15 protein-coding genes and 1 pseudogene are annotated in these 21,454 nt (G+C 71.3%); 6 read left to right on the top strand and 10 right to left on the bottom strand.

Going from position 1 to position 21,454, the window contains the following annotated elements:
• The first annotated feature begins 10 nt into the window (after positions 1–10).
• Entirely contained in the window at positions 11–6,652 is a 6,642-nt protein-coding gene (locus ABZ793_RS14385) for an RHS repeat-associated core domain-containing protein (RefSeq protein WP_357456877.1), read from the top strand.
• 8 nt (positions 6,653–6,660) lie between these two features.
• The gene (locus tag ABZ793_RS14380; RefSeq protein ID WP_357456875.1) at positions 6,661–7,002 is read left to right on the top strand and encodes a hypothetical protein; all 342 of its coding nucleotides are present in this window, start codon (positions 6,661–6,663) and stop codon (positions 7,000–7,002) included.
• Positions 7,003–7,060: 58 nt separating this feature from the next.
• Here ABZ793_RS14380 and ABZ793_RS14375 read toward each other — a convergent pair whose 3' ends face one another.
• The 4 genes from ABZ793_RS14375 to sigJ all read right to left on the bottom strand — a co-directional run bounded on the left by ABZ793_RS14375 (position 7,061) and on the right by sigJ (position 11,865).
• Complete coding sequence (locus ABZ793_RS14375) at positions 7,061–8,983, bottom strand: BTAD domain-containing putative transcriptional regulator (protein ID WP_357456873.1); 1,923 nt, start codon at positions 8,981–8,983, stop codon at positions 7,061–7,063.
• Between the two features lie 3 nt (positions 8,984–8,986).
• On the bottom strand, positions 8,987–9,574 hold the full coding sequence (locus ABZ793_RS14370; RefSeq protein WP_357456871.1) for a hypothetical protein: 588 nt from the start codon (positions 9,572–9,574) through the stop codon (positions 8,987–8,989).
• A 32-nt stretch (positions 9,575–9,606) separates the two neighbouring features.
• Positions 9,607–10,635 carry a helix-turn-helix domain-containing protein gene (locus tag ABZ793_RS14365; RefSeq protein ID WP_357456869.1) on the bottom strand — a complete coding sequence of 343 codons (1,029 nt, stop codon included), beginning with the start codon at positions 10,633–10,635 and terminating at the stop codon, positions 9,607–9,609.
• A gap of 312 nt (positions 10,636–10,947) precedes the next feature.
• On the bottom strand, positions 10,948–11,865 hold the full coding sequence (gene sigJ, locus ABZ793_RS14360) for an RNA polymerase sigma factor SigJ (protein ID WP_357456867.1): 918 nt from the start codon (positions 11,863–11,865) through the stop codon (positions 10,948–10,950).
• 196 nt (positions 11,866–12,061) lie between these two features.
• Between sigJ and ABZ793_RS14355 the strand changes: the two genes are divergently transcribed.
• The 4 genes from ABZ793_RS14355 to ABZ793_RS14340 all read left to right on the top strand — a co-directional run bounded on the left by ABZ793_RS14355 (position 12,062) and on the right by ABZ793_RS14340 (position 17,735).
• Positions 12,062–13,225, top strand: a complete 1,164-nt coding sequence (locus ABZ793_RS14355) for an amidohydrolase family protein (RefSeq protein ID WP_357456865.1) — start codon at positions 12,062–12,064, stop codon at positions 13,223–13,225.
• A gap of 11 nt (positions 13,226–13,236) precedes the next feature.
• Complete coding sequence (locus tag ABZ793_RS14350) at positions 13,237–13,719, top strand: hypothetical protein (protein WP_357456863.1); 483 nt, start codon at positions 13,237–13,239, stop codon at positions 13,717–13,719.
• Complete coding sequence (locus ABZ793_RS14345; protein ID WP_357456861.1) at positions 13,716–15,284, top strand: multicopper oxidase family protein; 1,569 nt, start codon at positions 13,716–13,718, stop codon at positions 15,282–15,284. Before ABZ793_RS14350 ends, ABZ793_RS14345 begins: the two co-directional genes overlap by 4 nt.
• Positions 15,285–15,554: 270 nt before the next feature.
• Positions 15,555–17,735: an MMPL family transporter gene (locus ABZ793_RS14340; RefSeq protein WP_357456859.1), complete on the top strand. Its 2,181-nt coding sequence runs from the start codon at positions 15,555–15,557 to the stop codon at positions 17,733–17,735.
• A 245-nt stretch (positions 17,736–17,980) separates the two neighbouring features.
• Here ABZ793_RS14340 and ABZ793_RS14335 read toward each other — a convergent pair whose 3' ends face one another.
• The 6 genes and pseudogenes from ABZ793_RS14335 to ABZ793_RS14310 form a co-directional block, all read right to left on the bottom strand.
• The gene (locus tag ABZ793_RS14335) at positions 17,981–18,565 is read right to left on the bottom strand and encodes a hypothetical protein (RefSeq protein WP_357456857.1); all 585 of its coding nucleotides are present in this window, start codon (positions 18,563–18,565) and stop codon (positions 17,981–17,983) included.
• A gap of 25 nt (positions 18,566–18,590) precedes the next feature.
• Complete coding sequence (locus tag ABZ793_RS14330) at positions 18,591–19,076, bottom strand: universal stress protein (RefSeq protein ID WP_357456855.1); 486 nt, start codon at positions 19,074–19,076, stop codon at positions 18,591–18,593.
• A 5-nt stretch (positions 19,077–19,081) separates the two neighbouring features.
• On the bottom strand, positions 19,082–20,326 hold the full coding sequence (locus tag ABZ793_RS14325) for an SLC13 family permease (RefSeq protein ID WP_357457079.1): 1,245 nt from the start codon (positions 20,324–20,326) through the stop codon (positions 19,082–19,084).
• A 14-nt stretch (positions 20,327–20,340) separates the two neighbouring features.
• The gene (locus tag ABZ793_RS14320; RefSeq protein ID WP_357456853.1) at positions 20,341–20,712 is read right to left on the bottom strand and encodes a DUF4158 domain-containing protein; all 372 of its coding nucleotides are present in this window, start codon (positions 20,710–20,712) and stop codon (positions 20,341–20,343) included.
• Positions 20,709–20,945, bottom strand: coding sequence for a DUF4158 domain-containing protein (locus ABZ793_RS14315; protein WP_357457077.1), 237 nt, complete (start codon positions 20,943–20,945; stop codon positions 20,709–20,711). Before ABZ793_RS14315 ends, ABZ793_RS14320 begins: the two co-directional genes overlap by 4 nt.
• Positions 20,861–21,454 (bottom strand): annotated as a pseudogene (locus ABZ793_RS14310) (transposase); the annotation flags it as partial. The gene ABZ793_RS14315 and the pseudogene ABZ793_RS14310, both read right to left, overlap by 85 nt.

Here is a 21,454-nt window from a genome sequence, read left to right as displayed (position 1 = left end):
AACGACGGCTATGCGCAACCGCTCGACCCGGTGGTTGGCGGCGGGCCTCGCCGCCGTCCTGGTGACGACGCTGGCGGCGGTGCCGCCGCCAGCGGCCTCGGCGGTGACGGTGACGCTGCCCACCGCACCGCAGCAGGAGCCGGTGGTGCCGGTGAAACCGGTGGCGGTCAAGGACGACCCGCTGCCCACCATGACCGTGGCGGCAACCGCCCCGGCGCCGGTGTGGCCGGCTGCGGGGGCCGCCGAGGTACGGCTCGCGGCGAGGGCCGCGCCCGCCGGCAGGCTGCCGGTGCGGCTGGCGCGGGGCACGGCGTCGACCGGGCCCGCGGCACCGGCCGCGGTCCGGGTGGAGATGCGCGACCAGGCGGCGGCGCGGCGCGCCGGCGTGGCGGGCGTGGTGTTCGACCTGCGTCGCGCCGACGGGTCCGACTCCGCCGGGCCGGTCACGCTCACCGTCGACTACAGCGCCTTCCGGTACGCGTACGGCGGTGACTGGGCGAGCCGCCTGCGGCTAGTGCGCCTGGCCGACCGGTCGGCCGTGCCGAGCCGCAACGACCACCGGGCCGGGACACTGAGCGCACAGGTCGACGTCGGCGGGGACAGCACGGCGTACGCGGTCACCGCGGGCGCGTCCGGCTCGGCGGGCAGCTACGCCGCCACGTCGCTGGCCCTGTCGGGCACGTGGCAGGTGTCGACGCACACCGGCGACTTCAGCTGGAGCTACCCGCTGCGGATGCCGGAGACGCCCGGCGGGCTGGCTCCGCAGCTGTCGCTGGCGTACTCGTCCGGGGCGATCGACGGCCGCACGGCGGCCACCAACAACCAGCCGTCCTGGGCCGGCGACGGGTTCGACATGTGGTCCGGTTACATCGAGCGGTCCTACCGCGGGTGCGCCGACGACCTCGGCGGCAACAACGGCCAGCAGGCCACCGGCGACCAGTGCTGGTTCAACCAGAACGCCACGCTCTCGCTCGCCGGCCACTCCGGGCAACTGGTGCCCGCCGGCACCAACGTCTGGCGGCTCAAGCAGGACGACGGCTCGCGCATCGAGCTGCTGGCCGACCCGACGAGGGCGAACGGCGACGCCGACGGCGAGCACTGGAAGGTCACCACCCGCGAGGGCACCCAGTACTTCTTCGGTGTGAACCGGTTGCCGGGCTGGACCGCGGGCAAGCCCGAGACCAACTCCGTGCAGACCGTGCCGGTGTTCGGCAACCACACGAACGAGCCGTGCCACGCCGCCACGTTCGCCGAGTCGTCGTGCGCCCAGGCGTACCGGTGGAACCTGGACCACGTCGTCGACCCGCGCGGCAACACGATCACCTACTGGTACGAGAAGGAGAAGAACTCCTACGGCGCGAACCAGGGCCGGCGGACGGTCGAGTACGACCGTGGCATCCTCCTGCGCCGGGCGGAGTACGGCACCCGGCTCGGCAACGAGCTCGCCGGCACCCCGCCGGCGAAGGTGGTCTTCGGCACCGCGCCCCGGTGCGCCCCCGGCAAGAACTGCGGGCTGGAGAACAGCGACAGCTACCCGGACGTCCCCTTCGACCAGAAGTGCGCGACCGGGTGCACGACCCAGTCCCCGACGTTCTGGACCACCCAGCGGCTGGCGAGCGTCACCACCTACGTCGGCGGCGAGGACGTCGACCGGTGGACGTTCACCCACAGCTTTCCGGCCACGGGGGACAGCGGCGGCGGGGCCGGGCCGGCGTTGTGGCTGGAGCGCATCGGCCACTCGGGGGTCTACCAGGGTGCCGACACCCCGACGCCCGAGGTGACGTTCCGCGGGCAGGCGTTCGACAACCGCGTGAACTCCGGGTCCGACGGCCTGCCGCCGCTGTCGAAGTTCCGGCTGGCCGGGGTGTACAACGAGTACGGCGGGGTGGTGAGCGTCAACTACGCCCCGACCGAGTGCACCGCGGCCGCCCTGCCCAGACCGGAGGGCAACACGCTGCGCTGCTTCCCCGTCCAGTGGCAGCCGGACGGCGGGGTGGAGTTCACCGACTGGATGCACAAGTACGTCGTGGAGAGCGTGACCCAGACCGACCGGGTGGGCGGCGCACCGGCCGAGGTCATGGCGTACCAGTACCTCGGCGGCGGCGCCTGGCGTTACAACGACAACGAGCTGGTCGTGGCCAAGAGGCGCACCTGGTCGGAGTGGCGCGGCTACGGCAGGGTCGTGGTGCGCCACGGCGACGGCGGCGGGGTGCGTTCCGTCTCGGGGTACCGGTACTTCCGCGGCATGGAGGGGCCGGCCGTGCCGGACAGCCAGGGCGGCTCCGCGGCCGACGACAACCAGCTCAGCGGGCAGCTGCGCGAACGGACCATCTACGACGGCGACGGCGGCGCGGTCGTCAGCACGACGATCAACGACGTCTGGCAACGCGAGACCGCCGCGTCCGGGAACCTGCGGGCGCACCAGGTGGACGTCAAGGCGGTCCGCGAGTACACCGCGCTGTCGGGCGGCGGCTGGCGCCGCACGCGGGTCGACCGGGAGTACACCGACGACGGCCTCGTCGCCCGGGTCGACGACCAGGGCGACCTCGCGGTCACCGGCGACGAGGAGTGCACGCGCACCTGGTACGACGGCTCCCGCCCCGCGCGCACCGAGACCGTCGCCGTCGCGTGCGCGGCCACGCCGGCGTACCCGCGGGACATCGTCTCGGACACGAAGACCAGCTACGACGCCGCGGGTAACCCCGAGAAGGCCGAGCAGGTCTCCGACTACGTGGACGGAAAGCCGGTCTACGTCGTCACCAACCGGGCCACCTTCGACGGGTACGGCCGTCCGAGGGAGACCTGGGACGCGCTGGGCCGGAAGACGACCACCACGTACACCGAGACCGCCGGCCTGACGACGAAGATCACCGTCACCAACGAGCTCGACCCGACGACGACGGCCGACGACCACACCACGACGACCGAGCTGTCGCCGGCCTGGGGCGAGCCGCTGACGACCGTCGACCCTGGCGGGCGCCGCACCGACGTCCGCTACGACCCGCTCGGCCGCGTCGTCGGCGTCTGGCTGCCCGGCCGCAACGCGGACATCGGCGACGGGCCGAACCTGCGGTACCGGTACTTCCTGCGCCGGGACGGCGCCAGCGCGGTGGCCACCGACTCCCTGCGGGCGAACGGAAACTACCTCACCAGCTACGCGCTCTACGACGGCTTCCTGCGCCCCCGGCAGACCCAGTCTCCGGCCTGGGGCGAGGGCGGCGTCGTCGATGGCAGGGTCGTCACCGACACCGGCTACGACTCCCGCGGCCTGGCCGTCACCACCAACTCCGGGTACTACGCCGAAGGCGCGGCCGGCACGACGCTGGTGGAGGCCGCCGACAACAACGTTCCCTCCCAGAACGTCATCATCTACGACGGTGTCGGGCGGCCCACCCAGGCGATCCTGAAGTCGTTCGGCGAGGAGAAGTGGCACGGCACGATCACGTACCACGGCGACCGCACCGACCAGACGCCACCGGCGGGCGGCACGGCGACCACGACGTACGTCGACGCGGACGGCAAGACCACCGCGCTGTACCAGTACCACGGGCCGAACCCGCAGGGCCCGGCCGACGTCACCCGGTACACCTACACCAACACCGGGCAGCTCGCCACGGTCACCGACCCGGACGGGCGCCAGTGGCGGTACGAGTACGACCTGCTCGGCCGCCGCACCGCGACGCACGACCCCGACACCGGCACGTCCCGGGCCACGTTCGACCCGGCGGGGCAGCTGACGACGGCCACCAACGCGGAGGGCGAGACGCTCGCCTTCAGTTACGACAAACTCGGCCGTAGGACCGAGGAACGCGCCGGCTCCCAGACCGGCCCCCTGCGCGCGACGTGGACGTACGACACCATGCGCAAGGGCCTGCTGACCTCCAGCACCCGGACCGACAACGGCCACGACTACACCGTGAAGGTGGCCGGCTACGACCCCGCGAACCGGCCGACGGGCACCATCGTGACGATCCCCCAGGCGGAGGGGGATCTCGCCGGCACCTACCAGACCAACCTCACCTACCGCGTTGACGGCAGCATCGCCACCACCGAGCTACCCAGGGCCGGTGACCTGGTCAAGGAGACGCTGACCGTCAGGTACGACGACCTGGGCCTGCCGAGGTCGACCACCAGCGAGCTGGGCACGTACGTCAACGACACCCGGTACACCCGCTTCGGCGAGCCGGGGCAGCTGGCGATCGGTTCGGCAGGGGCGCGGGCCTGGAGCACCCACTTCTACGACTACGCCACCCGCCGGTCGACGCGGCACCTCGTGGAGCGGGAAGCGGCCAGCGGCGTCAAGGTCAACGACCTGCGATACACCTACGACCCGGCCGGCAACATGACCAAGATCGAGGACGTGCCGTCGAGCGAGGCGACCGACCGCCAGTGCTTCGACTACGACCACCTCCGCCGGATGGTCGAGGCGTGGACGACCGCGGCCGACTGCGTACTCGGCACCGTCGGCGGCGACGACCCGTACTGGACGTCGTACCGCTACGACGCCAGCGGCAACCGCACCGAGCTGCGCAAGCACGGACTCGCCGGCGCCGCGGACACCGTCAGCAGCTACGAGTACAACGAGGCCAGCCACGCCCTCGAATCCGTCACCACCACCGGCCCGACCGGATCCAGGGCGGACACGTTCGCCTACGACAAGGTCGGGAACACCGTCACCCGGAACCTGAACGGCTCGGCGCAGACCCTGGACTGGGACCCCAGCGGGCGGCTGGCCTCGGCACGCTCGGCGGACGGCAAGGACACCAGCATCGTCTACGACGCCGACGGCAGCCGGCTGCTGCGCCGCGACCCGACCGCCATCACCCTGTACCTCGGCGGCCAGGAGATCCGGCTCGACCGCGCCACCGGCGTCAAGACCGGGACCCGCTTCTACTCCCACGCCGGCGCGCCGATCGGGGTACGCACGGCAGCGGGCGCCCACTGGCAGGTCGCCGACCACCACGGCACCACCATGACCACCCTGAAGGCCGACACCCTGGCCGTCACCCGGCGCCAGTTCCTGCCGTTCGGCGAGGTACGCGGAACCGCGCCCACCACCTGGCCCGACGAGCACGAGTTCGTGGGCGGGACGCGCGACGCCTCCCTCGGGCTGGTCCAACTCGGCGCCCGTGCGTACGATCCGGCGCTCGGCCGGTTCATCTCGGTCGACCCGGTCATCGACCCCGGCGACCCGCAACAGCTCAACGGATACGCGTACGCGAACAACAACCCGGCGAGCATGAGCGACCCGGACGGCCTCAAGTACTTCGTCGAGGCCGACGGCTCGGTGTACATCCCGTCGCTGCGATACGCGACCAAGCAGCAGATCAAGCGGGCGGCGACCAAGGCCGCGAAGTTCGCCCGCAACAACAAGAAGATCAAGCAGATCCAGGACGCCGCGTTCAAGGCCAGCGGCCACACCCGCGAGGAGTACGAGGAAGCCAAGCGGATCCAGAACAAGAGCCTCTTCGACGTCGTCATCGAAGCCGGCGGCGAGATCCTGCAGGAGGTCCTCGGCATCAACGACATCAAAGCCTGCTTCGGCGGCGGTAGCCTCGGCGCCTGCATATCCATGCTGATCGGCATCATCCCCTGGAGCAAGCTGCACCGCGTCGGCGAACTCATCGGCGCGGTGAAGAAGGCGTGGCACGCGGTCACCAACTTCGGCAGGATGAAAGCCTGGGCGAACAGCGTCATCAGCGCCGTACAGAAGCAGTCCAAGGCGGTGCTCGACTGGATCCGCAGCGCGCCCAGGGGACCCGCCGGCTGCCTCCACAGCTTCCGCGCGAACACGAACGTCCGGCTGGCGGACGGTGAACGCAGGCCGATCAGCCAGGTGAAACTCGGCGACAGGGTGCTCGCCACCGACCCGGCGACGGGGCGGACCACCGCCCAGCGGGTCACCGCGCTGCACATCAACCGCGACACCGATTTGACCGACGTCACCGTGACGGTGCGCGACAAGCGCGCGCCGGCGAAGCGGACCTCCGGCCCGCGCCTGGCGCTGGCCGGGCTCGCTGCGGCGGGCGCGCTCGCCGCGGGCACGACGGTCCTGCACACCACCGACCACCACCCGTTCTGGGACCAGACGGCCAAGGCGTGGGTGAACGCCGCCGAGCTGACGGTCGGGCACGAGCTGCGCACCACCGACGGCCGGGTGGCGACAGTTACCGGTGTCCGGTCGTACACCGGCGCTCAGACCATGTACGACCTCACGGTCGACGCTGTCCACACGTACCATGTGATGGCCGGCGACACCCCGGTCCTCGTCCACAACTGCGACGGCACGGCAACGGTGCGTTGGGATGTCGACATGGAGCACGCCACGATTCGGGTAGAAGGTGGTGGCAAGTCTCTGGAGACCGAACAGGTAATCCCAGGATGGGATGGGGCGGGAAGCCCAAACGGTCTCCCAACGACAGGTGCGCGAGCGCAGCCACTTGGTCCGAACGTTATTGAGCGAACCTTCGATGTTCCCGATCCGGGAGCGGCCATGCAGGCACAGCGGAAATCAATTGGAGCGGACCTCGGAGGCTATGACGGCATTCACAATAGCTGCGTAACATACTGCGTGGCGATATTGCGAGCTGGCGGAGTGGACATCCCGGCGGGGGCGCGCGGGATGATCGCACTCAAAAGGACTCTAGGCTAGGGGCTGGGTTGCTGGAGCAAGAGGAACATCACGACGCTGTCCTTGCGGAGATTCTCCTGAGTAAGAGGGTTGGTCTGGTCCATATTCGCCTGGTGGGGGACGTCATTTCGGCCAGAGCCCAACTAAGCATGGTCCTGCAGGGGCGGGTTGGTCTCTCATTCGACCAGCGAGCAGAGATTGTCGAAGAAGTCATTGGGTTGGAGGACGCCTACCGGGAAGCGTGGCTGAAGGTGACCTCTGCCTCTTACCCGCAGAACAGGACGGAGTATCTTGCTGCTCTTGAGCGCGCGTTGAGAGATGCTGTGGAAGGAATATTCGGCATCCTGCGAAGGGTTGGCGGGAGTTCGTAGCGTTTTGGTCGTTGAATGATTCGGGTGAGCTTGCCAGGTGGCGTCCGCCGGTGAGGTCTCATGCGTCGTCCGCCGCCGTCGGGAGCATCGGCCGAGCCGCCGCGTACGCGCTGTGCCGGTGGTGGCCCAGCGCGCGGAGCGTCGCCGTCTCGTGCTCGGCCTCGGGATCGGTGTCCCTGGCGAGTTCGCCCGCGTAGGCGCGGAGCAGGTCGTGAAGGGCGTACCGGCCGGGGCGGTGCTCGACGACCAGGTGCGCGCAGGTCAGTTCGGCGAGGATGACGCGCGCACGGCGAACGGGCAGCGCGGCGAGGCCGGCCGCGGCTGGCGTGGACGTGTCGGGGCCGGGGTGCAGGCCGAGGAGCCGGAACAGGCGCGCCCCGTCCGGCGTGAGACTGCGGTAGGACCAGGAGAAGGACGCCCGCATGTTCATGGCGGTGCCGTCCGCGGTCAGGGCGTCCAGCCTGCCGGCGGGATCGCGCAGCGTCTCGGCCAGGGCCGCGAGTGAGAACGCCGGGTACGTGGCCGCCCGGGCGGCGACGATGGCCAGTGCCAGCGGTAGCCGTGCGCAGCGGGTGATGATCGCCTCGGTCGCCTCCGGCTCGGCGGCCACACGATCGGCGCCCAGCCGCGCGGCCAGCATCTGCCGTGCCGCCGCGTGGGGGAGCAGGCCGACCGTTATCGGGTGGGCGGCCTCGGCGGCGACCAGCCCGGCAAGCTGACTGCGGCTGGTCACCAGCGCGAGGTTGCCCGGCGTGCCGGGCAGCAACGGCCGGACCTGGTCTGCGTCGCGGGCGTTGTCCAGCAGGACGAGGATCCGCTTGCCGGCCAGAAGGCTGCGGTACATGCCGGTCTGCGCCTCGAGGGTGGGCGGGATGTGCTGCGGCGGAACACCGAGGGCGTGGAGGAACCCGCGAAGGGCCTCACCGGTGTCCATGACCCGGCCGGAAGGGTCGAACCCGCGCAGGTTCACGTACAGCTGGCCGTCGGGGAAGTGGTCGGCTACCCGGTGCGCCCAGTGCAGGGCCAACGCGGTCTTGCCGACCCCGGCGGTGCCGATGACTGCCGCGATCACCACCTCCGCCGGCGGCACGGAGCCGCTCCCCGTCAACAGGGCGTCGAGCCGCGCCAGCGTCTCGGCCCGGCCGGTGAAGTCGGTGACTCCTCGCGGGACCTGCCGGGGCACCGGGGCGGCCGCGAGCCACCGGTCGACGGGCTGGGCCGGCACGGCCTCGGTGGTCAGGATGTGTCGGTGCAGCTCACGCATGGATGGCTCAGGGTCTAGGCCGAGTTCGTCGGCGAGCATGCGGCGCAGCCGCTGGTACGCGTCGAGCGCATCGGACCGCCGCCCGGCCCGGAACAACGCGGTCATCAGCTGGCCACACAGCCTCTCCCGAGTCGGGTACTGCCCGGCCAACTGGCGCAACTGCGGCACGAGTTCCTCGTGACGCCCCTGAGCGAGATCCAGTTCGACGCGGCGCTCCACGGCGGTGAGGTAGCGCTCGACCAACCCCGGCGCCACGACCGTCGCCAGCCACGCCGAGCGCATCCCGTCGAAGGGAGCGCCACGCCACAGGGCCAGCGCCTCGTCCAGCCGCGTCCGCTCCACGATGGTGTCCGGGACCGCCGCCGCGGCGTCGAGCAGCCGCCCGAACCGGATCGCGTCAACCTGCTCCGGGGCGGTCACGAGCAGGTATCCGCCCGGTACGGTGCGGATCAGGTCGGCCCCCAGAGCGGCCCGCAGCCGCGTGACGTAGACCTGCGCCGCGCGACGGGCGTGCTCGGGCAGGTCCTCATCCCAGATGGCGGCCGCCAGCCGGTCGATCGACACCGGCGCCCCCGCCGACAGGGCCAGCACCACCAGCAGGCTGCGCAGCCGGGGTGACGTCAGGGTGACGGGCCGCCCGTCCACCGATGCCTCGAGCGGCCCCAGCACGCGAACCGCCAGCCCGGTGCCGCCGATCACCGGCTCCACGTCGGACATCGCTCACCTTGCCGTGGCGGCGACGATCAGGGCCGCGCCCACCACGAGGTCGACCACAGCGCAGAACTCCGACCACGGCCGGCTCACCACCTTGCCGGCGGTGAAGTGGTACGCATCCCAGACCCCGTGCGCCAGGAAGCCGATACCGGCCAGCACGGCCCCCAGCTGCGGCTGAGCTGCTGCGCACAGCAACGTGAGCACACCGAAGCCCACCGCGCCGCCAGTCTGGATCGGAAATGTGCCGACGTCGGTGAACCGGCGGCGGGCCACCGCCCACAACCACAGCGGCACCAGGACGAACGCCATCCCCGTCGCCGGATCGAGCGGGAGCAGCTGCGACTGCCGCAGGACGTGCAGCACCGACACGACCGCGCTCAGCACGACGAAGGCCGGCCACGCCGTCCACGGACGACCGACCGCGTACGCCATCAGATAGATTCCCGCCATCGTGGCGATGGCGGGGCCGAACAGCTCCGCCTCGCGTCCCACGAGCGCTATCACGGTGATCGCGCCTGAGCCGCAAACGATCGCCAACGCGGTCGGCCAACGATCGGTGAGCCCCGCCCGACGCGGCACCAGCCTCTCAGTCATGGCACCGATCGTTCCGACCGCACCAGGGCCGGTCAGCAGCCGCGGTGGGTCGGGTCCGGATTCCTGTGAAGCGATGCCGATATCGTGGGTTCAGGTGTTCCGGACGACTGGCGGCTTCGCCGGTACTGCGACGGCGGAACGGCATACCGGTCGCGGAACGCCTGCCGCAGCGATTCGGTCGAGCCAAAGCCGCACCGCCGGGCCACCGCGGCCAGCGGCAGAGCGGTCGACGTCAGCAGGTGCGCCGCCGCCTCGGTCCGCGCCCGTCGCACGTACTGCGCGGGGGTCTCGTGCACGTAGGTGAGAAACAACCGGGACAGGTGGCGTTCGCTGACCCCGGCGAGCCGTGCCAGTCTGCCGGTGCTGAGATCGTCGTCGAGGTGGCTCAGGATGTGGTTGGTCGCCCGGCGAACCACGAGATCGTCGGTGGTGTGCGGCGTCAGGAACATGCTCCGCTGCGTCTGGCCGCCCGGGCGCTGCAGATACGCGACGGTGCCCAGCGCGACGCCGCGCGCCAGTGCCACCCCGTGATCTTCCTCGATGAACGCCAGGGTCAGATCCAGGGCACTCGTGACGCCGCCGGAGGTCGCGATACTTCCATCCCGAATGTAGATCGGATCCGGGTCGACCTGCACGTCGGGATATCGGTGCGCGAGCTGGTCGGCGTACATCCAGTGGGTGGTGGCGCGCCGGTTGGTGAGCAGACCGGCCTCCGCCAGCACGGTGGACCCCGTACAAACCGCCGCGACCCGGCGAGCGAGGGCGGCCAAGCGTCGCACGTGTCCGACCAGGGAGGTGCTTCCGGCAGCCCGTTCGTGGCCGAGGCCACCGGAGACCAGCAGGGTGTCCAGCGGGGCGTTGAACCGCTCCACGGCGACATGGGCGTCCACCCGCAGCCCCGAGTCGCACGTGATGGGACGGCTGCCGGGTGTGGCGAGCAGGGGCCGGTAGGGTGGATTGGCCCCGATGCGGTTGGCGAGGTGGAGACTGGACGTCACGCAGGCGACGTCCAACAACTCCGCGCCGTCGTAGCCGACGACGACGACTACCCGTTCCTGCATGATCAAGCTCCAGCGTCGAGCACGCCTCACCACCTTGCCACGGTGGCCGCGCCAGGGCCAGGTCCTTCCTGACGACCGGCGACGACGTTGCCGACGCCGCCGGTCCTGCGGGGCGCTCCGATGGTCCGTGGACCTGGACCGCTTACAACGGCGCGGAAAGTGCCGGCCTGGCACCTGGCCTGGGAACGGACGTCGGCCAGAGGAAGGACCTGCAGCAGGGGCCGTTGCCGGCGACGACCCGGCGGACGTGTGGCAAATGCGTCCTCAACGGCCGCTCGTGGGCACGACCGGGCCGGCTCGCGTTCCGCTGCCTCATCCGCCGACCCGGGAGAGCTTGTCGGGGTTGGTGACGGAGAAGACCCCGCGCACCGCCTCCCGCTCGGGGTCGAGGTCGAGCACGAGGACCGCGAACGGGACATTGCGCTCGAACAGGATCGCGGCGGGATCGCCGTTGACCGGCCGGTAACGGATGTTGAGCCCGGCCGGAACGTTGGCGGCGACCGCGAGGAGCAGTCGTGCCACCTCGTCGCGCCCGTGCACCGGGTGCAGGCTGGTGGCGGGGCCCTTGCCGCCGCCGTCGGTCCACAGGGTCACGTCCGGGGCGAGGACGGCCAGCAGGTCGCGCAGGTCACCACCGAGCGCGGCGGTGAGGAACCGCTCGGTCACCTGCTGCTGGAGTCGGGGATCGGGTTGGAACCGGGGGCGGCGCGCCTGCACATGCTCACGGGCCCGGTGGGCGAGTTGGCGCACCGCCGCCGGTGAGCGGCCGATGATGGTCGCGATCTCGGTGTGCGGGTAGCCGAACACCTCGTGCAGGACGAAGACGACCCGCTCCGCGGGAGTGAGGGTCTCCAACACCACCAGCAGCGCCATCGACGAGGACTCGGCGCGCAGGACGGCGTCGCCCGCGTCGCCGTCCTCGGCGGGCAGGGTGGCGAGGGGCTCGGGCAGCCACTGGCCGACGTAGGACTCGCGGCGCCGGTCGAGGGCCGCGCGCTGGGCGAGGGCCTGGTTGACGGCGACCCGCGTCAGATAGGCGCGGGGGTTCTCGATCGACGCACCGTCGGTGTGGTTCCTTGCCGCCCAGGCCAGCCAGGTCTCCTGGAGCACATCCTCGGTGTCGGCGACGCTGCCCAGCATCGCGTAGACCACCGAGAACAGCAGCTCCCGGTGGGCGAGGAAGGTAGTCGTGGGGTCGGCGGTCGGCGCCGGCTGCACGTCGTCGGACACGGGTGTCACCTCCGGTCGGGTTCACCTCTGAGAGGACACCGCCGTGCCGAAGTGTGACATCCCCGGTGGCGAAATGTGATCCATTCCGCAGCCGAGCACCACCGCTGTCACAGTTGGCGACGCGAGCGCCCTCCTGGTTGCCGAGTCAGGACGATCCCGTCCCGGCCGAGCCACTCCCACCGCCTTGGAGGCCGCAATGCGTACCGTGATCCGTGACGTCCGGGTGTTCGACGGGCAGCGCACCGTGGAACGAGCCGACGTGTTCATCGACGGCGACCGGATTGCCGAACCGGACGGCCGGCCGGCCGACGTGCAGGTCGACGGTGCCGGCCGGACCCTGCTGCCCGGCCTCATCGACGCCCACACCCACACCTTCGACGGCAGCCTCGCCCAGGCCCTGGCCGCCGGCGTCACCACCGAACTGGACATGTTCTGCCTGCCGGACAACCTGGCCCGCCAGCGCCGGCTGGCGGCCGACCGCGATGACGTGGCCGACCTGCGCAGCTGCGGCCTGCTCGCCACGGCTCCGGGCGGCCACCCGAGCCAACTGATGACCGGTCTCGACGCGCAGGCGATGGCGGCGCTCGGCGACGCCGCCGGCCCGTTCCCCACCGTCGCGACGGTGGCGGACGCCGCGCCGTTCGTCGCCGCCCGGGTCGCCGAGGGCGCCGACTACATCAAGATCGTTGTCGACGACGGGGCGATGCACGGCGCGGACCTTCCCGTGCTGACCCCCGACGTCGTGTCCGCCATGGTCGAGGCGGCACACGCCGTCGGCCTGACCGTGATCGCGCACGCCATCACGACCCGGGAGGTGACCGTCGCCCTCGACGCCGGTGTCGACGGGCTCGCGCACGTCTACGCCGACGCCGGGTCGGACGACCCGATCGGCTGGCGACTCGCGGAGCGGATCGCCGGCGACGGCGTCTTCGTGGTCACCACGCTCGCCTACTTCGAAGCGATCAGCCAGGGCGCCGCCCTGGACCACGTCGCCGCGGGCAGCGCCGCCAACGCGGTGCACGCCGCCGGCGTGCTGCACCGGGCCGGCGTCACGCTGCTGGCCGGCACGGATGCCACCCCGTTCGCCCCGCAGCACGGCACCGCCATGCACCGCGAGCTGGCGCTGCTCGTCAAGGCCGGACTGACCCAGACCGAAGCGCTGGCGGCGGCCACGAGCGTGTCGGCCCGGCACTTCGGGTTGACCGACCGGGGCCGCATCGCGCCCGGGCTCCGCGCCGACCTGCTGCTCGTCGACGGGGATCCGACCACCGACATCACCGCCGTCAGCGACATCGTCGACGTCTGGCGGCGCGGCGTACGCCAGAACCGGCAGCCGGCCGTCGCCGACGCCCAGAACTGAGGACGGGTGACGTGACGATCCTCGACCACCACGCACCCACCCCCACCCCGGGGGCCGCACGCTCCCGGTCGTGGCTGTTCTTCCGCGCGATCACCACCTGCGTGGCCGTGCTGATCCTCGGCCAGGCCGCCCTCGCCGGAGGGTTCCTCTCCGGGCACTACGACGCCCTCGCCGCCCACGGCCTCAACGGAGGGCTGCTGGCGCTCGCCCTGCTGGCGCAGTGCATCACCGCCGTCGTCTGGTGGCGGTCCAGCAGGGGCCCGTCCTGGCCGGTGCGGACCAGCCTGATCCAACTCCTGATCGCCGGCGCGCTGATCCCCCTCGGCGAGCAGCGGGTCCTGACCGTCCATGTTCCCCTCGCCGTCGGACTCACCGTGGGCGTGGCGCTGCTGCTCGTCAAGTCATGGGGCGCGGCACCCACCCGTCCCCCGCGGACGGCGACCGGCACGCCGACCCGACGGACGCCGGACCTGACCACGGAGGAGTCCGCATGAGTCCACGGATCACCCGCCGTCGACTGCTCGGCACGAGCGCGGCCGCCGTGGCGGCGGCCGCCGGCGGTGGCTGGCTCGCCCGCAGCGGGCTGCTCGGTCCCGGCGAACCGGGCCGGCTGCTGCCGAGCCAGGTGCCGCTGCCCCGGCCGTACCAGGTGCCGCTGCCCGTTCCTCCGGTGCTCGCGCCGGTACGCTCCGACGCCACGACGGATTACCACGAGATCACCCAACGGCCGGCCACGCTGAGCATCCTGCCGGGGTTGCCCACCGAGGCGTGGACGTACCACGGCAGCTTCCCCGGCCCCACGATCCGCTCCCGCGCCGGCCGGCGCACCGTCGTCCGGCACCGCAACACTTTGCCCCACCCGACCGTGGTCCACCTGCACGGCGGACACACCCCCGCCGACAGCGACGGCTACCCCGCGGACCTCATCATGCCGGCCGGAGGAAGCACCCCAGCGCACGTCGGCCACCACGCCGGCCACCATGGCGGCCACGAACCGGGGCGGATCAGCGTCGGCGAGCGGGACTACACGTACCCGATGCGGCAGCGGGCCGCGTCGCTCTGGTACCACGACCATCGGCACGGGCACACCGGCGTGGCGGTCTGGCGCGGGCTGGCCGGCTTCCACCTCGTGCACGACGACGAGGAGGACGCGCTGCGGTTACCCGCCGGCGACCGTGACATCCCGATCATGATCGCCGACCGGTCGTTCGCCGCGGACGGTTCGCTGCGCTACCCGCTGATCGACCCGGACCTGCGCAGCCCGGGCGTCACCGATCCGTACATGAACGGCGTGCTCGGCGACGTCATCCTGGTCAACGGCGCACCCTGGCCGGTGCTGCGGACCGACCGGGCCCGGTACCGGCTGAGGCTGCTCAACGCCTCCAACGCCCGGCGGTACCGGCTGGCACTCGACCCGCCGGTCCCTGACGGCGGCCTGGTGCAGATCGGCGGCGACGGTGGTCTGCTGCACCGCCCGTTGACCCACCACACCATCGACATCGCACCCGCCGAACGCTTCGACGTGGTCATCGACTTCTCTCGCTACCGTCCCGGCACCCGCGTACGGCTGGTGAACCGCCTCGGCACCGGCCACACGGCCCACGTGATGGCCTTCGACATCACCGGCGCGACCCACGACGAGCCGGGCCTGCCCGAGCGACTCAGCCACATCGAGCCGCTCGACCCGGCCCGCGCCGCAGTGACGCGGACGTTCCACTTCCAGCTGCGCCCCGACCACGGATGGACCATCAACGGCCAGCCCTACCGACCCGGCCGCCCGCTGGCCCGGCCGCGCCTCGGCACCACCGAGGTCTGGCGACTGATCAGCGACTTCCACCACCCGGTACACGTGCACCTCGACCCCTTCCAGGTGATCAGCCGCAACAACCGGGCACCCGGCCCGTACGACGCCGGCTGGAAGGACACCGTCGACGTACGCCCGTCCGAAGCGGTCGAGATCGCCATCCGGTTCACCGACTACGCCGGGACCTTCATGCTGCACTGCCACAACCTCGAACACGAGGACATGGCCATGATGGCCGACTTCACCACCACCTGACCACGCCCGTTGCCGCCCCTTACGCGGCTGGCTGAGTCAGGACCGCACTGGCGGTACACCGGGCCCACCAGGCTCATGACCGTATCCGTGACGGGCAGATGTATGTGAATCTGCGGGGTTTCGACCCGGATGTGCGCCCGCAACGACCCCGGGCGGGCCGCCAGACCCGCGAGGACGGGCCCGCCGCGCGACCGCCGCGCGGAACCCGGAACCACCCCGTGGTGAACGCACCGACCGACTCCCCTTGCTGATCCGACCTGGAAAGAGAGCATGACCCTCACCGAAGAGATCGCCCAGGCCGCACCGCACTCACGCGGCCGGCCGGGCGTGTTCGCGCGCGTCGCCAGCTTCTCCCACCGCCGCCGCTGGCTCGCCCTGCTGCTCTGGCTCGCCGTGATGATCGGCGTCTGGACCTCGGCCGTCATGGCCGGCAACGACTACCGCGAGGACTTCTCCCTACCCGGCACCGAGTCCCAGGCCGCCGCCGACCTGCTGGCGGCCAGCGGCGCGGCCCGTGCCGGGGACACCATGGAGATCGTCCTGCACGCCAAGGACGGACTGCGCGACCCCGCCGTCCGGCAGCGCGTCGAGACGATGCTGGCCGAGGTCGCCGAGCAGCCGAACGTCGCGCAGGTACGCAGCCTCTACGAGGATGCGGCCGCCATCGCGCCCGACGGCACCATCGGTTACGCCACGGTGATGCTCGACGTGCCCGCCAAGGACATGGAGAAGGAGGACGCCAAGCGCGTCTACGACGTGACCCAGGAGGCGGCCGGCGACGGCCTCCAGGTCGAACTGGGCGGCGCGCCGGCCCGGCTGCTCGGGCAGAGCTCGGGCGGCGCGGCCGAAGGCGCCGGACTGCTCGCGGCGCTGGTGATCCTGGTCTTCATGTTCGGCACCGTCATCGCCGCCGGGCTGCCGATCATCACGGCCGTCTTCGCCGTGGGCTCCACTCTCGGCATCATCATCCTCGCCTCGCACCTGTTCACCATCGCCGCCTACACCCCGTACGTGATGATGCTGGTCGGCCTCGGCGTCGGCATCGACTACGCGTTGCTGATCTTCGCCCGTTACCGGGCCGAACTGGTCGAGGGCGCCACCCCCGAGCGGGCCACGGTAGACGCCCTCGACGCCGCCGGCCGGTCCGTGTTCTTCGCCGGCTGCACCGTCATCCTCGCCCTGCTGGGCCTGGTCGCCCTCGGCCTCGGCTCGCTCAAGGGCATGGCCCTGTCCGTGGCGCTGACCGTGCTGGTCACCATGGCCGCCTCGCTGACCCTGTTGCCCGCGCTGCTGGGCATCTTCGGCGCGCGCTTCGCCCGCCAGTTCACCGCCCGCGCCGCCAGGCGCGAGGCGAAGGGCAAGGCGCCCGAGGGCACGCTCTGGCGCACGCTCGCCGCCGCCGTCCAGCGCCGTCCGCTCACCGCCATGCTGGTGGCCGTGGTCGCGCTCGGCGCCCTGTGCCTGCCGGCGTTCACCATGCGGCTGGGCTTCGCCGACGCGGGCAGCGACAACCCCGACAGCACGAGCCGCCAGGCGTACGACCTGCTCTCCGAAGGCTTCGGCCCCGGCTTCAACGGGCCGCTGATCGTGGTCGTCGACGACTCACCGCGCGGCAGCGCCGCCGGCGCCGCCGAGGCGGTGAGCAACGCCCTGGCCGACACCCCCGGCGTCCAGGCCATCTCCCCGGCCATGCCGACCAAGAACCCCAGCGTCGCCACGATAATCACGCTCCCGGAGTCGTCGCCGCAGGACCAGGACACCTCCGCGCTCGTCGCGCACCTGCGCGACGACGTACTGCCCGGCGTCTCCGAACTCACCGGCGCCAGCTACCTGGTCGGTGGTTCGACCGCGGCCGCCGAGGACTACTCCGCCAAGGTCTCCGACCGGATGCCGCTGTTCATGGCGATCGTCGTCGGACTGTCCGTCATCCTGCTGATGGCCGTGTTCCGTTCGGTCCTGATCCCGCTCAAGGCGGCGCTGCTCAACCTGCTCAGCATCGGCGCGGCGCTCGGCGCGATCACCCTGGTCTTCCAGGAGGGCTGGTTCGGCGTCGAGCCCGGCCCGATCGAGGCGTACCTGCCGGTGATGATCTTTGCGGTCGTCTTCGGTCTCTCCATGGACTACGAGATCTTCCTGGTCTCCCGGATTCACGAGGAGTGGGTGCGCACCAGGGACCACGCACTCGCCGTCCGTCAGGGCCTCGGCCACACCGGCTCGGTCATCAGCGCCGCCGGCGCCATCATGATCGTCGTCTTCGGCGCCTTCATGCTCAGCCCGGAGCGGCTGCTCCAGCAGACCGGCTTCGGCATGGCGGTGGCCATCTTCGTGGACGCGGTCATCATCCGCTGCCTGATCGTGCCCGCCGCGATGCAGCTGATGGGCCGGCGCGCCTGGTGGATGCCCGAGCCGCTGGCGAGGCTGCTGCCGAAGGTGGAGTTGGAAAAGCACTGACGTCCCGCGCGGCCGGGTGGGGACACCGGCCGACGCCGTTCTCCGGTCTCCCTGTTGCCCGTTCAGACCGCCGGCGGCGCGCCGCCGTCCACCGCACACGCGTGCTTCGGCAGGGCTACGCGTCACCGGTGTCGACATTCACGTCTGCGCGCTCACGCAGCCTGAACTCGACGAACTCGGGCTCTCGCCAGAAGCCCGGAAGCGAGACCACGTGCGATCCGGCGCGGGCCCGGCCGAGCAGGCCGTCAGACCCGCTCGGCAGCGGTGGCGATCCGCTCGGCAGCGGTGGCGATCCGCTCGGCAGCGGTGGCGATCCGCTCGACCCGGGCCCGCAACGCCCGCTGCAGCAGGACCGGGTACACGTGCAGCAACCCGGTGAGGACCGCGAGCCACCCCGCCGCGCCCCGGGCCCCCAGCAGCAGGGCAACCCCGGCCAGACCCACCCCGATCAAGGCGAGCACCAGGTGGGCGAACTCGGAGCGACGGGTGTCGCGCGTCAGCGCCGCAAGACCGGACCGGCTGCCGTCGAAGGCACGCTGGTTGCGGATGACCCGTTCCCAGCCCAGCAGTCGCAGCAGGCGCGCGTACCACCAGACGCCGAGCCGTCGGTGGAGAGCAGGCTCCCAGGGCCGAGCCCGCCAGTAACCGCCCGACAGCGCAGGCTGCGCGTGCTGCATCCACCCGGCGATCCAGGCCATCAGCGCGAAGTGCACGACCCAGGCGAACGCGAGCCCGTAGCCGAAGAGGGTCCCGGTGGCCGCGCCGGCACCGATCACGGCCGCCGCCCCCAGCAGCAGGACCAGCGTCGCTCGACGGTTGCGGGGTTCCACCCCGGCGAGCCTACTAAGGCGTGTTTCATAGCCGGTCAGAGCCACTCGGTGATGAAACGCCGGGGGCGGCTTCGGGCCAGACGAGCAGGACGGGACAGGGGGCATGGTCGACGATGAAGCGGCTGGCGGGGCCGATACTGCGAGGCCCGAGGTGGTTACGGCCGCCATCGCGGGCGAGGATGAGCAGGTCGGCGCCCTCGGCGGCGGCCACGACCTCCCGCTCGACGCGGCCGGTGCGCTCAACACGCTTACAGGGACGCCCCAGGCGCTGCGCGGCTTCGGCGAGGAGTCGTTCGGCGGAGGTGGTGGCCAGGTGCTCGACCGCGGTGCCGGGGTCGCGTTCGGGATGGCCACGGCCGAGCAGCCCGGCAAAGGCGCCGTGCGCGGCGCCGGGGGCTTCGGGGCCGGTGACATGCAGCAGCACGATGTCGGCGGCCTCGGGTGCGTGGCTGCGGGCGGCGTCGATGCAGGAGGGCCAGGTGCCCTCGGTGATCCAGGCGATGACTCTCACGGTGATCAGCCTCCGATAACGGTGAGCGAGGCCCACAGTGCCACCACCGCGAGCAGCAGGGCGGCAGGCACGGTGAACAGGCCGAGCCGGGTGAACTCACCGAGCTCGACGTCACTGTCGTGTTCGTGCACGATGCGCCGCCACAGCAGGGTGGCTAGGGAACCGGCGTAGGTGAGGTTGGGTCCGATGTTCACCCCGAGCAGCACCGCGAGGACGGCAGCGGGCCCGGACGGTGCGGTCAGCGGCAGCAGCACCAGCACGGCGGGCAGGTTGTTGATGACGTTCGCCAGCACCGCGGCCAGCACCGCGATAGCGAGCAGGGCCGCAAAGCCGGTGCCGCCGGGGACCAGATGGCCCAGGCCGGTGGCGAGGCCGTTGTCGACGACCGCGCGGACCACGATGCCCAGGGCCAGAACGAAGGCGAGGAACGGGACCGCGGCGGCGCGCACGATGGCGGTGGGCCTGGTGCGGCGCTGCGCCAGAGCACGCACGGCCAGTACGACGGCGCCGGCGAAGGCCGCCCAGGCAGGATTGACTCCGAGCGCGGAGGTCAGGACGAACCCGGCCAGTGTGCAGGCCACGGTGGCCAGGGCGAACACCGGCAGCTTACGGGGTTCGGCGGTGGGTGGGGCCTGGGCTCCGGCGTCCAGGTCGGTGGCGAAGAACCGGCGGAAGACCACGTACTCGGTACCGATGGCGGCCAGCCAGGGCAGGACCATCAGGGCGGCGAAGCGGGTGAAACTCAGTCCGCTGGCAGCGAACGCGAGCAGGTTCGTGAGGTTGGAGACCGGCAGCAGCAGCGAGGCGGTGTTCGACAGGTGGGTGCAGGCGTAGACGTGCGGTTTGGGCCGGGCACCGAGCCGGGCGGCGGTGGCGAAGACCACCGGGGTGAGGAGCACGATGGTGGCGTCCAGGCTGAGCACCGCGGTGATCACTGATGCGGCTGCGAACACCTGGACCAGCAGGCGGCGCGGGCGACCTGCCGCGGTACGGGCCATCCATGCTCCGCACGCGTGAAACAGGCCCTCGTCGTCGCACAGCTGGGCCAGGACCAGGACGGCGGCGAGGAAGCCGATCACCGGTCCGAGCCGCGCGGCCTCGTCGCGGGCATGGTCCAGCGAGATCGCTCCGGTGGCAATGACCACGCCTGCGGCCGGGACGGCGACGACCGCCTCCGGCCAGCCGAACGGGCGGATAACGGCGCACGCCAGCACCGCCAGGAGCAGAACGACGGAGACAGCCTCCGCCAGCGAGGAGTTCACGATCAGGTCTTCTCCGCGATGGTAAGGACTTCGGAGACCTGCCGGGCCAGCACGCTCACCCCCGGCTGCAGCACCCGGTTCCGGCGCAGCCAGCCCACCGAGTGATCGAACAGCGCCTTCGGCCCCTCCGCGTGCGCCGTCCACGCCCGGCCGTGCAGGAACGCCCTGAACCGCCGGCCCTGGGCATGGTCCTCGTACGGGTGGTAGCCGTACGCGTCACGGATCTCCCACGCGTGCTCATACGCCGTCTTCAGCCGCTCGGTGTACTCCTTGACGCAGGAGACGTCCTCAATCTCCAGCTGCTCGGCCAGACGCTCCACCACCGGCCACGGAACGGCCAGGGAGTCCTCCAGGAACAGCCCGATGTACCTCACCCCGTGCACATCTCAAGCGCGAAGCCGAGACGGTTGTGGTCACCGCGCCGGTTCGCGATCAGCTTCCGGTCCTCGTCGTCGAGAAAGAAGAATCGCTCCAGCTCGGGCCTCGCCGGCTCCTCAGCGAACTTCCCGTACGCCTCAGCCTTTAACCTGTTTGGCTTGGGCGTGGTTTGCGGGTCGTCTTCGGTTTCGTTTTCGCCTTTCCTGTCGAGGTGCTGGTCGCGCCGGATGCGGTGTGGACGTCGTGGCGTGGGGTGGGGTGGCTGTTGCGGCGGCCGATTGGCCGCCCTGGTCCTGGCCGGGATGATTTCGGTGTGCTGGCCGGGCAGGTGGCTTTGGCGCGGAGGTGCCGAAATCCTCGGCGGACGCGGGCGGGTGACAGACGCTGTGGTGGTGCTGGTTTTTCCCAGGGCCGGCGCAGATCGACGGCCAGGGCGCGGGCCAGACGCAGCTGCGTGTAGGCGGCCAGGATCAGCCAGGTCCATCGGTCGGCGGCTTGTGGGGTGCGGATCTTTGGGCAGGTCCAGCCGAGGGTCTGCTTGAACAGGCGGAACGTGTGCTCGATGTCGAAGCGGCGCAGGAACGTCTGCCAGAGCCGATCGACATCAGCGTTGGTGGCGTCGACGCCGGACCACCACAGCCATACCGGCTTCGGGGTCGCGCCGCTGGGCAGGTGCTCGACCTCCAGGCGGATGACCGTTCCCTCGATGACCGGTAACACCTTGGCCGCGTCGACCCA

Origin of the sequence: Micromonospora sp. NPDC047465 (assembly GCF_040643125.1) — a bacterium.
Lineage (GTDB): Bacteria > Actinomycetota > Actinomycetes > Mycobacteriales > Micromonosporaceae > Micromonospora.
The sequence above is the reverse complement of the archived record's forward strand: the minus strand, read 5'-3'. Positions and strand labels throughout refer to the sequence as shown.

What these genes read in the sequence shown, in the direction of transcription:
- ABZ793_RS14345 (WP_357456861.1), top strand. Translation starts at nt 13,716, where the DNA reads ATGAGTCCACGGATCACCCGCCGTCGACTGCTCGGCACGAGCGCGGCC.
- ABZ793_RS14340 (WP_357456859.1), top strand. Translation starts at nt 15,555, where the DNA reads ATGACCCTCACCGAAGAGATCGCCCAGGCCGCACCGCACTCACGCGGC.
- ABZ793_RS14365 (WP_357456869.1), bottom strand. Translation starts at nt 10,635, where the DNA reads ATGCAGGAACGGGTAGTCGTCGTCGTCGGCTACGACGGCGCGGAGTTG.
- ABZ793_RS14375 (WP_357456873.1), bottom strand. Translation starts at nt 8,983, where the DNA reads ATGTCCGACGTGGAGCCGGTGATCGGCGGCACCGGGCTGGCGGTTCGC.
- ABZ793_RS14385 (WP_357456877.1), top strand. Translation starts at nt 11, where the DNA reads ATGCGCAACCGCTCGACCCGGTGGTTGGCGGCGGGCCTCGCCGCCGTC.
- ABZ793_RS14355 (WP_357456865.1), top strand. Translation starts at nt 12,062, where the DNA reads ATGCGTACCGTGATCCGTGACGTCCGGGTGTTCGACGGGCAGCGCACC.
- ABZ793_RS14370 (WP_357456871.1), bottom strand. Translation starts at nt 9,574, where the DNA reads ATGACTGAGAGGCTGGTGCCGCGTCGGGCGGGGCTCACCGATCGTTGG.